Annotated in this window: 17 protein-coding genes and 1 pseudogene; 17 read left to right on the forward strand and 1 reads right to left on the reverse strand. The window is 34.2% G+C overall.

The window, feature by feature from the left end:
* The 3 genes from BLV68_RS14650 to BLV68_RS15565 form a co-directional block, all read left to right on the forward strand.
* Positions 1–437: HK97 gp10 family phage protein (locus BLV68_RS14650; RefSeq protein WP_093755090.1), on the forward strand; the 437-nt coding region annotated here is incomplete at its 5' end.
* Positions 434–871, forward strand: a complete 438-nt coding sequence (locus BLV68_RS14655; protein WP_093755092.1) for a phage tail terminator family protein — start codon at positions 434–436, stop codon at positions 869–871. The genes BLV68_RS14650 and BLV68_RS14655, both read left to right, overlap by 4 nt.
* Positions 861–1,025 (forward strand): hypothetical protein, encoded by a 165-nt coding sequence (locus tag BLV68_RS15565; RefSeq protein ID WP_159428722.1) that lies wholly within the window; start codon positions 861–863, stop codon positions 1,023–1,025. Before BLV68_RS14655 ends, BLV68_RS15565 begins: the two co-directional genes overlap by 11 nt.
* Positions 1,026–1,048: 23 nt before the next feature.
* On the opposite strand, the gene BLV68_RS14660 is transcribed toward BLV68_RS15565, so the two are convergent.
* Positions 1,049–1,369: a hypothetical protein gene (locus BLV68_RS14660; RefSeq protein WP_200773813.1), complete on the reverse strand. Its 321-nt coding sequence runs from the start codon at positions 1,367–1,369 to the stop codon at positions 1,049–1,051.
* A 68-nt stretch (positions 1,370–1,437) separates the two neighbouring features.
* Between BLV68_RS14660 and BLV68_RS14665 the strand changes: the two genes are divergently transcribed.
* The 14 genes and pseudogenes from BLV68_RS14665 to BLV68_RS16395 form a co-directional block, all read left to right on the forward strand.
* The gene (locus BLV68_RS14665) at positions 1,438–1,617 is read left to right on the forward strand and encodes a hypothetical protein (RefSeq protein ID WP_093755124.1); all 180 of its coding nucleotides are present in this window, start codon (positions 1,438–1,440) and stop codon (positions 1,615–1,617) included.
* A gap of 2 nt (positions 1,618–1,619) precedes the next feature.
* The gene (locus BLV68_RS14670) at positions 1,620–2,918 is read left to right on the forward strand and encodes a phage tail sheath family protein (protein ID WP_093755126.1); all 1,299 of its coding nucleotides are present in this window, start codon (positions 1,620–1,622) and stop codon (positions 2,916–2,918) included.
* A gap of 15 nt (positions 2,919–2,933) precedes the next feature.
* Positions 2,934–3,392 (forward strand): phage tail tube protein, encoded by a 459-nt coding sequence (locus BLV68_RS14675; protein WP_093755128.1) that lies wholly within the window; start codon positions 2,934–2,936, stop codon positions 3,390–3,392.
* A 10-nt stretch (positions 3,393–3,402) separates the two neighbouring features.
* Entirely contained in the window at positions 3,403–3,822 is a 420-nt protein-coding gene (locus tag BLV68_RS14680; protein WP_093755130.1) for a phage tail assembly chaperone, read from the forward strand.
* Between the two features lie 236 nt (positions 3,823–4,058).
* Entirely contained in the window at positions 4,059–4,742 is a 684-nt protein-coding gene (locus BLV68_RS14685; RefSeq protein ID WP_093755132.1) for a hypothetical protein, read from the forward strand.
* A gap of 38 nt (positions 4,743–4,780) precedes the next feature.
* Positions 4,781–6,583, forward strand: coding sequence for a tape measure protein (locus tag BLV68_RS15895; protein WP_200773815.1), 1,803 nt, complete (start codon positions 4,781–4,783; stop codon positions 6,581–6,583).
* A gap of 1 nt (position 6,584) precedes the next feature.
* The gene (locus BLV68_RS14695) at positions 6,585–7,247 is read left to right on the forward strand and encodes a LysM peptidoglycan-binding domain-containing protein (protein WP_093755110.1); all 663 of its coding nucleotides are present in this window, start codon (positions 6,585–6,587) and stop codon (positions 7,245–7,247) included.
* 6 nt (positions 7,248–7,253) lie between these two features.
* On the forward strand, positions 7,254–8,207 hold the full coding sequence (locus BLV68_RS14700) for an XkdQ/YqbQ family protein (RefSeq protein WP_093755112.1): 954 nt from the start codon (positions 7,254–7,256) through the stop codon (positions 8,205–8,207).
* 5 nt (positions 8,208–8,212) lie between these two features.
* On the forward strand, positions 8,213–8,569 hold the full coding sequence (locus tag BLV68_RS14705; protein WP_234949944.1) for a DUF2577 domain-containing protein: 357 nt from the start codon (positions 8,213–8,215) through the stop codon (positions 8,567–8,569).
* Positions 8,566–8,973, forward strand: coding sequence for a DUF2634 domain-containing protein (locus tag BLV68_RS14710; RefSeq protein ID WP_093755116.1), 408 nt, complete (start codon positions 8,566–8,568; stop codon positions 8,971–8,973). Before BLV68_RS14705 ends, BLV68_RS14710 begins: the two co-directional genes overlap by 4 nt.
* A complete protein-coding gene (locus BLV68_RS14715) occupies positions 8,973–10,040 on the forward strand; it encodes a baseplate J/gp47 family protein (RefSeq protein ID WP_093755118.1) in 1,068 nt (355 codons plus the stop codon). Before BLV68_RS14710 ends, BLV68_RS14715 begins: the two co-directional genes overlap by 1 nt.
* The gene (locus BLV68_RS14720) at positions 10,037–10,576 is read left to right on the forward strand and encodes a putative phage tail protein (RefSeq protein WP_093755120.1); all 540 of its coding nucleotides are present in this window, start codon (positions 10,037–10,039) and stop codon (positions 10,574–10,576) included. Before BLV68_RS14715 ends, BLV68_RS14720 begins: the two co-directional genes overlap by 4 nt.
* Positions 10,576–11,715: a hypothetical protein gene (locus tag BLV68_RS14725; RefSeq protein ID WP_093755122.1), complete on the forward strand. Its 1,140-nt coding sequence runs from the start codon at positions 10,576–10,578 to the stop codon at positions 11,713–11,715. The genes BLV68_RS14720 and BLV68_RS14725 overlap by 1 nt, the downstream gene beginning before the upstream one ends.
* Before the next feature lie 429 nt (positions 11,716–12,144).
* Positions 12,145–12,301 (forward strand): annotated as a pseudogene (locus tag BLV68_RS16395) (site-specific integrase); the annotation flags it as partial.

Raw genomic sequence — 12,301 nt, forward strand, 5'->3', positions numbered from 1 at the left:
CAGAGGAAGAAGTCCAAAAATTCCATGAAGATACCATTAAAGAAATTGCAGCTAGAACACTGGCAAAAATCATAGCAAGAACACCAGTAGGGCAATATCCTCCTGATTCTGGCAAGGTAGGAGGAACATTAAGACGAGGTTGGACTGCCGGTAAAGATATGGATTCATACGAATATATCTATAACCATACAAAAGTAGTCAGAAAAGGCAGAGTGTATCAAATCATTATTGAAAACCCTGTAAAATATGCTAGTTATGTTGAATATGGCCATAGGCAAAATGTAGGACAGTATGTTCCAGCAATAGGGAAAAGGCTTAAAAAACCATTTGTTGAAGGTGAGTTTATGATGACTGTATCAGTTGATGAAATGCAAAAAGAATTACCAAGTCTATTAGAAAAGAAATTAAAAGATTTTCTAGAGGAGTATTTCAAATGAAAGATGAAGTCAGAAAAGCTATATCAAGAAAAATCAATAGCTTTAGAGATAAAGACACAAAGATATATAGCGAAACTATAGAGCAAGGTTTTCAAGAGCCTTGTTTTTTTGTTAAAGAAGTCAATACAAGCCATGAACGAGAATTAGGTAATAGATATAAAAGGGACCATCTATACGATATACATTATTTCCCTAACCCAAATAGTCCTACTAAAAATGCAGATATGAGAGCTATGGCAGAAGTTTTATATGAACAGATGGAGTATATAGAAGTGGCAGGAAGGGCACTTAGGGGCTATGACATGAATCACAGAATAGCAGATGGTGTATTGCATTTCTTTGTAAGGTACCCAATATTTGTAAGGAAGGAAATAGATCCGATACCAAAGATGGAGAATTTAGAGATTGAAGGAGGTTTAAAGGATGATAAGTAAGGAAGAAAAAAATGTGGAATTAACAACAAATATTAAGGTAAAGAATATTAAAGAGTTTGAAGAGCATATTGATAAAGCACAATCTTTACTTGAAGAATTAAAAATAGAATTAAATAATATTCATGATTTTAAATTTCACATTGAAAATAATTAAAATGGGTGCCTCTAGGCTAATCTTTATTTAAATAGTTCTTTCTCAATCCATAATTCAGTCGCTTTATCTAACATGTCTTGCCATGATGAGAATGTTGTAACGGATTTAATATGTGAATCAAAGATGTCGTCGGGTATTGCTAAAAAGTCTTCTTCAGAATTTACTATAAAGTTGCCAGCTTTTAGCAATTCATCAAAAGAAGAAAATTTTGTGTATTTTTCCATAAAGGATTTAGTAAATAATTCTTCAAAAGAGATTTTATGTTCACCATGGAGTCTTTTTGCATTTTTAGATAACTTTTTTAATTCTTTACTTAATTCATCAAAGCCTTCAATCTTAAACATAATAAACCTCCTATAAGAGGCACCCATTTAATTAAAATTATATCACATTGGAAAGGAGTGCTATAATAATGAAAGAAAAAGTAACAAAGAAAACTGAAAATAGATTTACTAAACAACAAGTCCTTGCAAGTAAGAAATTAAGTTACAGCAAGGACTTAATTAATGCTATTTTGGAGGATGGCAAGACTTATACCCTTAAAGAAGTTGAGACAAAAGTTAATGAGTATCTAAAAAGGAAGGTGAATTAAGCATGGCTTTAGGTGGAGGTACATTCACAGTCCCAAACAAGATTCTACCCGGGGCGTATATAAATTTTGTGTCAGTCGCTAGGGCGTTAGGCAGCTTGGGAGAAAGAGGGATAGTCGCTATGCCTTTAGAGATGGACTGGGGAGCAGAGAATGAAGTTATAACTATAGATGCAGGAGAATTCCAGAAAGAAGCTTTAAACATATTAGGGTATAGTTTTGCAGATGAAAAGATGAAGCCCTTGAGAGAAGTGTTTAAAGGTGCTAGTATGGTTAAGCTATACAGAATTAATACTGGAGGAACAAAAGCTACTGCTACAGTTGGAGGACTAACTGTAACTGCTAAATTCTCCGGTGTTAGAGGAAACGATATAAAAATTGTAGTACAAGCCAATATTGATGATGAAACAAGCTTTGATGTAATTACTTATCTAGGAACAACTAAAGTAGATACTCAAACAGTTAGTGCTGTAACGGAGTTACAAGATAATAATTTTGTAACATTTGCTAAAGAAGGCACTCTAGAAGCAACTGCTGGTGTACCGCTGACAGGTGGAGAAAATGGAGCTGCTACAGGGGAAAGCTATAGTGCTTTCTTAGACAAAATAGAAGCAGAAGATTTTACTACTCTGCTATATGCTGGAGAAGATGAAGTAACTAAATCATTATTTGACAGCTTTACAAAGCGTTTAAGAGATGATGAAGGGGTTAAGATAACTACAGTATTGTTTGACTATGCAAAGGCTGATTACGAAGGCGTAATAAGTGTTAAAAACAATCCAGAGCTTGTCTATTGGGTAGCAGGACAAACAGCAGGGGCGGCAGTAAATGAATCTCTTACAAACAAGGTTTATGACGGAGAATATGAGGTAAACACTAAATTTAAGAAAAGAGAGTTTGAACAGGCTATCCAAAATGGAGAATTTGCCTTCTACCAAGATGGTAATGATGTAAGAGTATTGAAGGATATTAATACATTTACTAATTTTACACCAGAGAAAAATCAAGATTTCTCTAGCAATAGAGTGATAAGGGTACTAGACCAAATAGCAAATGATACAGCTAGAATATTTAGTGATTACTACCTTGGTAAAGTTACTAATGATGATATAGGCAGAGAGTTATTTAAGAATGAATTAGTAAATTATCATGAACAATTGCTTAATATTAGAGCAATAGAGAATTTTAGCCAAGAAGACATTATCGTCCTTCCAGGGCTACAAAAGCAAGATGTAATCGTGAATGAAGTAGTACAGCCCACCGACTCAATGGAAAAATTATATATGTCAATTGAGGTTAGATAGAAAGGAGAGGATTATATGCCTTTTATGAGAGGAGAAGACGCCATTAGTGGTAAACTAGCGAAAGCTTATGCCACTATAGACGGAGAAGTACATGAGATGTTATATTTGAAAAACCTTGAAGCAACAGTAGAAAAAACGAAAGTAGAAGTACCGGTATTAGGGAAGACTGGCGTACAACATAAAGCAGGCGGTTGGAATGGTACAGGCACAGCCACTATATATTATGCTACCAGTAAATTTAGGGAATTGATGCTAGAATATATCAAAACTGGCAGAGATATATACTTTGATATTTTAGTGGAGAATGAGGACCCGACTAGTAGTATAGGGAAACAAACAGTCATATTAAAAGGAGTAAACCTTGATAGTGTAGTAATGGCTAAGGTAGATGTAGAAACTGAAACACTAGACGAAGAAATAAGCTTTACATTTAATGATATAGATATGCCAAACAAATTTAGACCATTAGGGTAGGAGGGATTAGATGAGCAATTTAAGTGCCTTTCTAGCACAAAACGCTATTAAAATAGAAAATGAAAAACATGTTATATCAGATAGATTCTTAGACGAAAACGGAAACCCGATACCATGGGAGATTAGGGCTTTGAGTGAAGCCGAAAACAAAGCAATCAGAAGAGCTTGTACTAAAAAAATCAAAGACAGAGGAATAGTAACTACTAATACAGACTACGACGAGTATATGGCTAAACTAATAGTTGAATGTGTTGTGTTTCCAAACCTAAAAGACAAAGAACTTCAAGAATCCTATGGAGTGGTAGGAGCTGAAAACTTAGTTAGGACTATGTTAACAAGTGGAGAATATGCTAAATTACTTGAAATAGTACAAGAGGTTAATGGCTTTGATGTTGGTATGGAAGAATTGGTTGAAGAAGCAAAAAACTAATAATAGAAGGGGATAGTGAGGCTAATTATGCCTACTATGCCCTTCATAAGCTTAATATTAAGCCTAGAGAATTTGTTGAAATGGATAGGTATGAGAAAGCCTTTATTATGGCTGCTATAGATTTAAGAATAGAAAAAGAGAAATTGGAAGCTGCAAAAATAAAGAAATAATTGGAAAATTCCCTCATAATCTGATATGATAATAATAAGACATTAGGTTTTGGGGGAGGGGATTTGATGAGAATATTACGAAAAGCAATTGGAGTAATATTTGGGTTAATTTCTCTATTTTTTATTTTAGCCATATTTGTTAACGAGATAGATTTTGGTTCAGACTATGGACTTGTACTAATATTTTTAAGCATTGCAGCATTATTTGGTTATTTATCTTATCGAAGTTTCTCTAAAAATAAAAGAAGCCACAAAGAGATTGATCCTATGCAAGAAATATTAGAAAATACAAGCTTAACAGAAGAAACATTAGAAGAATTAAAAAATGGAACTCTACCAGTAGTGTATACTGATAAATTGATATTACAACCTGATGAAGTATGTCATTATTATACCAATGCAACCAGATTAATAACTAAAAACAGAGTAATAGGCTATAGTGGTGGTTCTGGTGGAGCAAGTTTTAGAATAGCAAAAGGTGTTACTTTAAGGACAGGAAGTTACAAAGGTACACCGATAAGAGGAGATGTTACAGAAGAATCTCCTGGACAATTATTTATTACAAATAAACGTCTTATATTTGTAGCTCCAAAAAATAATTTCCAAACATCATTAGACAAGATAACTGCAATAGAATTGTATAGAGATGGCATAAGCTTACAAGACAATAAGAGTAATTATGCTATGCTACTTGTAGCACCAGAATATCCCTATACTATAATTAAAAGTTTAGCAGAACAAGCATCCTAAATGGATGCTTTTTATTATGCCATAAAGGTGGTGAGCATATGGCAAGTATAAGAACTAGTTTAAATTTAATAGACAATATGAGCAGGGTTTTAGACAGAGTAACAGGTAAAACTGATAAAATGAAAAGAAGCATTGATAGAGCTCAAAATGTAATGAGCAAAGAAACAAGAATAGCATATACATTAGATTCAGCTGGAAGGGCACAGGCAAGATTAGCCGGCGCAACAGATAGAGCAACTAAAAGGCTTGAACAGCAAGATAATCAAATGAAGAGGAACTCAAATAGCACTGATATACTTAGCAGCAAATTAAATAAATTAATGTTAACATTAGGGACAGCATTTAGTGCCAAAAAAATAATAGCATTATCTGATCAAATGACTGCTACAAAAGCGAGACTTGATCTCATGAATGATGGCCTGCAAACTACAGCAGAGCTGCAAAATAAAATATTCCAGTCTGCACAAAGAGCAAGAGGCTCTTATCAAACTACAGCTGATGCAGTAGCGAAAATGGGAATATTGGCACGAGATGCGTTTGCTAGTAATGATGAAGTAATAGCTTTTGTAGAGCAATTAAACAAACACTTTACAATTGCAGGTACTTCTGCACAAGGAATTGATGCAGCCATGCTACAAATCACCCAAGCTATGGGGCAAGGTGTCCTTAGAGGTGAGGAGCTTAACAGTGTATTTGAACAAGCACCAACGATAATTCAATCCATTGCTAAGTATTTAGACGTACCTATAGGCCAGATAAGATCTATGGCACAAGAAGGGTTAATAACAGCAGATGTAGTTAAACAGGCCATGTTTGCAACAGCAGATGAAACAAATGCTAAATTCGCACAAATGCCTATGACATTTGCACAAGTAGCAACAATAATAGGCAATACCTTATTACAAACATTTGAACCAGTGTTACAGGTAATAGGTAGAGGGGCCCAATGGATTTATGATAACTGGTCTACATTGGAACCTATATTTTGGGGGCTTGCAGCAGCAGTTGGAGCTTATGCAGTTGGGACATGGGTAGCTAAAATAGCACAAGATGGATTAAATTTTGCTATGCTGAAAAGTCCAACTTTTCTAGTTGCTGCAGGAATTGGAATTTTAGTAGGTGTAATCTATAAGTGGATACAATCTGTAGGTGGGATTAGAATAGCGTGGATGATAACAGTAGATAAAGTCTTAACTGGTTGGGATAGGATTAAGATTGGCTTTATGACAGGCGTGTATGCAGTACTTGATATAGTAGGAAAAATGAAAGTCGAAACATTAAAACTGTTGCAAAGCATGGTCAACAGAGCAATTGATATAATAAATAGTTTTATAAAAGCGATAAACAAAATACCGGGCGTAGCTGTAAAAACGATTGACAAGCTAACATTTGCAACTACGGCAGAAGTTGAATACGAAGCTAAAGTAGCAGAAAGAAATCTGGCTTTGTCTCAAATGAGGGCAGACGCTTTGAGTGCAAGGGCAAAGCGACAAATGGAAATAGGAGCAGCACAAAGAGAATTAGCAGCAAGGCAAGCAGCACAAAACGACTGGCTAAAAGGAATACTAGGGGATGGTGTAGCGAAAGACATAGGTAAAATTGCAGATAATACAGGGGCTATAAAGGATTCAATAGATATATCACAAGAAGATTTAAAATGGTTAAGGGATTTAGCAGAACAAGAGGCAATAAATAGATTTACAACGGCTACATTAGCTCCACAGATAAGTATAGAATTTGGTGATGTAAGAGAAACTGCTGATATAGATGGAATAATAGGCAGATTAGAAGAAATACTGACTGAAGAAATTAATATAGCTGCAGAGGGGGTGCATAGTTAATATGTACTCTTTTTATTTTGATTATGAAGGAGAAGTTATTCAATTGCCTATACCTCCTTCTAGCCTAACATTAAAAATAAACAATAAAAATAAAGTAATTGAATTATTAAATATCGGCGATGTAAACATATTAAAGGACCCGGGACTGAGTGAATTTAATTTTAAGCTACTACTGCCCGGACAACCCTTACCTTTTGCAGTGTATGAAAGTGGTTTCAGACCTCCAGAATACTACTTAGGACAGTTTGAAAGATATAAAGTAGAAAAGAAACCAGTTAGATTTATAGTTAGTAGAGTAGCCCCTTGGGATGAACCTTTATTTGATACCAATATGTTAGTATCACTAGAGGAATACACTGTAGAAGAAAGGGCTGGAGAAGTCGGTGATATATATGTTGAAATAAGGCTAAAACAATATAAGCAGTACAAAACTCAAGTAATAAAAATAAAAGAAGTCGAAGGTAACAAGGCTACTGTAACAGTTAAAGAAGAAAGACCTGCTAAAGAGCCAGCCAAGACGTACACAGTTAAGCAAGGGGATACGCTTTGGGCTATTGCTAAAAAGGAACTAAATGATGGCAACAAATATACTGAAATAGCAAAATTAAACAATATATCAAGCCCTAATCTAATCTATCCAGGACAAGTCTTAAGGTTAAGGTGATAGGCTATGTATGAAATATCAATTATCAATAATGGAAAAAGATATTTACCTATTATAGAAGGTGATGTTGTTTGGGAAACTACTAGAATAGGTCAACCTGGCAAACTTACTTTCAATGTTGTAAATGATGATGTAATAAACTTTCAGGAAGGGAATCCTGTTTTATTTAGAGTAAATGAAAAAGATGTTTTCTTTGGATTTGTGTTTGTAAAAGAAAGAGATAAAGACCAGATTATTAAGGTTACAGCTTATGACCAATTGAGGTATTTGAAAAATAAAGATACTTATATCTATGAAAATATGAAAGCATCAGATTTGGTTAAGAAAATAATTAATGATTTCAACTTGCAAGCTGGAATTATAGAAGATACAGGTTATACAATAGCATATAGAATACAAGATAATAAAACTCTATTTGACATCATCTACGATGCTTTAGATTTAACCTTAATGAACAAAGGTAAAATGTATGTACTATTTGATGATTTTGGGAAATTAAACTTACGAGATGTTGAGACAATGAAAATCCCTGCCTTAGTAGTAGGTGATTATAATGCACAAAATTATAGTTATAAAACCGACATAGATACAGACACATATAACAAAGTAAAGCTACGTAGAAATAATGAAAAATTAGGAAAAGCGGAGGAATATGAATTACAACATGGTGTAAACATAAATAGATGGGGTGTATTGCAGTATTTTGAAAATGTTAATGAAGAAACTAATATAAAAGCCAAGGCGGAAGCTATACTAAAACTAAAAAATAAGAAAAAGAGAACATTGCAGTTAAAAGAAGTTTTAGGAGATATAAGAGTAAGAGCTGGGACAAGTGTAATGACTTTATTAGAAAATGTTGGAGATATAAGCGTAAAGCAGTATATGTTAGTTGAAAAAGCAAAGCATGTATTTGGTAATGATGAACATTGGATGACATTGGATTTAAGGGGTGATATATAGTGAGTATGATACAAATTATAAAACAAGCTGCTATAGAGGCCGTAGAAAATAGTTCGCCAATGAGTATAGCTTATGGTACTGTTACGAAAATAAACCCTTTAGAAATCAATGTAGAACAGCGTATGAATATAAAAGGGAATATGATACTCCTTACTTCTAATGTTATTGATAGTGAAGTAGAGGTTGAGATTAATGACATGACAGAAGAAGCTCTTACTAGCCCTTATAACCATAAACACGAGTACAAAGGCACAAAGAAACATATTCATAAGAAAGGATTAAAGGTAGGGGAGAAAGTCTTACTGATACGAGTACAAGGAGGACAAAAATACATTGTCCTAGATAGGTTGGTGAGTGCATGATACCTAAAATTGAAAACATACCGATTGGCGAGGAATTGGAAGTAGTAGAAGAACCTACTTATACTTGGAAAATAGATTTTGAAAACAAACGAATAGTAGGCTATACAGATGGATTAGAAGCAATGAAACAAGCTATATATCTAATATTAAATACTGAAAGATATAGGTATTTGATCTATGATTGGAATCATGGAGTAGAATTAGCTGACTTATTTGGTAAAGATAAGGCCTATGCTTATTCAGAGTTAAAAAGAAGAATCAGAGAAGCCTTGATAGCTGATGATAGAATCACTGATGTATCCGATTTTGAATTTGAATCTATAGACAGAAACACTATATTAGCAACATTCACAGTACACACAGTATTTGGAGATATAAAAGCCTCTAGGGAGGTGGAAATATAATGTATTCATTTGAGGAAATACTGCAAAGAATGTTGGATAGAGTACCCAATAAATACGATAAAAGGCAAGGAGGTATAATTTGGAACGCCTTAGCCCCTGCCGCTGCTGAATTGGCCCAAATGTATATCGAACTGGAGGATATCGAAAACAGAACCTATGCTGATACTGCTACAGGGGAGGACTTGACTAGGAGAGCAGCAGAAAGAGGAATTATTAGACGACTAGCTACTAAAGCAATTAGAAGGGGAATATTTAAAACTAATAACCAATTACCTTTGAATGTACCTATAGGGAGTAGGTATACTGGTGAAGATTTGAATTATGTAGTTATAGATAAAATTACAGATGGGGAATTTAGGCTTGAATGTGAAGAACCGGGAGCAATAGGGAATGTTTATTCAGGTTCTCTTATACCAGTTGAATATATAAATGGTTTAGAATCCGCTGAGTTGGTGGATATCCTTATTCCCGGAGAAGATGAAGAAGATGACGAGAACTTAAGAAAGAGATATTTCGATAGTTTAGAAAGTCAAGCATTTGGAGGGAATATTGCAGACTATAAGCAGAAAACAAATGAATTAAATGGTGTAGGTGGCGTAAAGGTGTATCCAGTTTGGAATGGCGGAGGAACTGTCAAGCTAGTTATAATAGACAGCGACTACAATAAACCCTCTCAAGAATTGGTTGATTATATTCAAAACGAAATAGACCCTGTAGGGCATCAAGGTGAAGGAGTTGGCATAGCTCCTATAGGTCATGTAGTAACTGTAGAAGGGGTATCGGAGTGTACCGTCAACATAGAAACAAACATAATATTTCAAGAAAGCTATACTTGGGAGGATGTGAAACCCAATTTCATAGCTACAATAGAAGGTTACTTTTACGAACTTAAAAAGACTTGGCAAGACGAAGAAAACCTAGTAGTTAGAATTAGCTATATTGAAACTAGAGCTTTGGGCTTGCCGGGTGTTTTAGACATACAAAATACTAAGATAAACGGACTAGCTGAAAATCTTGTACTAGAAGATGTGGAAATACCTGTACTTGGTGAGGTGACTATCGTATGAAGCAAATAGAAGAGTATTGGCCATTAGTTTTGCAAGAGATAGAAGAATTGCAAGAAATAGCAAATACAGAAAATATTGAAATAGATGAGCTGAAAGAATCTGTATCAAATTTAATTGATGATCAATTCATTGAAACAGCAACAGAAAGAGGGATAGCAAGACGAGAAAAAATATACAAAATAACACCTTTTGCTGATGATAGTTTAGAAACAAGAAGATTTAGAGTATTAGCAAGAGAGAATGATAAGCTACCATACACATACAAAGTGTTGATTAACAAACTAAATCAATTATGTGGTGAAAATGGTTATGTAATGACATTAAACGCAGGAGAATATACGTTAAACATAAAAATAGAGCTGGTTGTAAAAAGGATGTTTGATGAAGTAGATAAGCTAGTAAGAAAAATGGCTCCATCAAATTTAGTTATAACTGTAGAATTAAGATATAATCAACACTTGACTTTAAGTAAATTCACCCATGCACAATTAAGCCAATACACTCACAAACAGTTAAGAGAGGAAGTGATTAGTTAATGGCTGGATATACAAAGAATTTTAATTTAAAGAAACCATCTGATATTGAATTTTATAGCATAGAAGATTTTAATGAGAACTTTGAGAAAATAGACCAATTAGCAGTAAAAAAAGGCGAAGGGATAGGAGATTTGACAGGTGGTACTTTGGTAAATAGACCAGAACCAGGGATTGCAGGTAGATATTATTTTGCACAAGACACAGGAGAGATTTATTTAGATACAGGAGAAGAATGGGTATTAGCAGCTGCAAGTCAAAGAGAACTTGATGCACATAAGGCAGATAATTTTCACCATATACCTTATGTTATAGCTACTGGAACAAACTCATATGCGGTAAATATTCAAGGAATAACAGCATTAACTGAAGGTATGAGCGTGAAGGTTAAATTCACTAATGCTAATACAGGAGCTAGCACACTAAATATTAATGGGCTAGGTGCAAAGCCAATACGGAAATCAAACGGAAATGCTTTGTCAAGTGGCAATATTAAAGCAGGGCAAATATGTCATTTAGTTTACACAGGTTCGGTTTTTCAATTGTTGGGTGAAGGGGGTGAGTACGGAACAGCACAGCCTAATCATGTTTTAGAGGGAATAACATTTGGTACAGAGGATGGGTTAAAAGTCGGTACAATGCCAAATAGAGGTGCAATAAATCGTACAATAACTACTCAAGGTGGGCAGATAGTAATTCCAGAGGGTTATCATAATGGAAGTGGTATTGTTAAAGCACAATTTGCTAATTTAATTGCTGAAAATATTAAAAAAGGTGTTAATATTGGCGGAGTGACCGGGACATATGAACCAACTCCAACGCTTAAGACGGTACGAATTGGTGATATTTCGGTAGATAAGGATACTGCTGGAGGCTACACCTCAAAGACTTTTACTAAGGTATACGGTAAACCAATTGGCTACAGGGCAAGAAATGGCTGGTTTTCTGGGGGACGTTACCTCTACGATGATAGTTTATTCTATTTATCTTCTCCGAAGGATTCATTGTCAAAAACATTATCGAGTCCAGAGACTTCAAATACCGCAACAATTAGGATTACTGACGGCGAGGTACGATTAACGCAAAATAGTACATGGAGTTGTAGTCTAGTAGATTTATATATTTTTTTTATCTTAGATTAATGTATGATGTCAGAGGGATGCAAAAGTCAAAAGTGTTATATTACTCTTGGCTCTTTATTTTGTTATTTTTAATAAAGTCTAATGAATGTACCAGAAAAATCAAGACTATCCCTATAATCTATACTGCCATAACTCTCAATAGCTAAAAATACTTATTTAGCATATATATAATCGAAGTAAACGTCGAAATATTCATAACCTCTACAATAATATTTTACCATTATATCGCCACCAGCTGTGACTAGGATTATACAAAAATTAAATTTGCTATATGGTAGCTTAATCAACCAAAAAGATGTCAAATAAGCTATCGAAGAGGTTTTATGCGATTACAGTGTTGAAGATATAAGAATCTCACTATCAGTAAGTAATAACATAAATAGTATGATTTTATTATATTTGTCTGCAAGATAAGCGGAGGGGTTAAGCGATGGGACTTTAAAGAGTTATGGTAGAGTACTTAGGAAATTTGCTAATTCTATAAGAAAAAAAGTAGAGGATATTACAGCAATGGATATTAGAATATACCTTATAAATTATTCCAAAACTGGGGTAAAAAATTCTACTATTGCAACTGAAACTAATA

The sequence above is a fragment of the Tepidimicrobium xylanilyticum genome (genome assembly GCF_900106765.1).
Taxonomy (GTDB): Bacteria; Bacillota; Clostridia; order Tissierellales; family Tepidimicrobiaceae; genus Tepidimicrobium; species Tepidimicrobium xylanilyticum.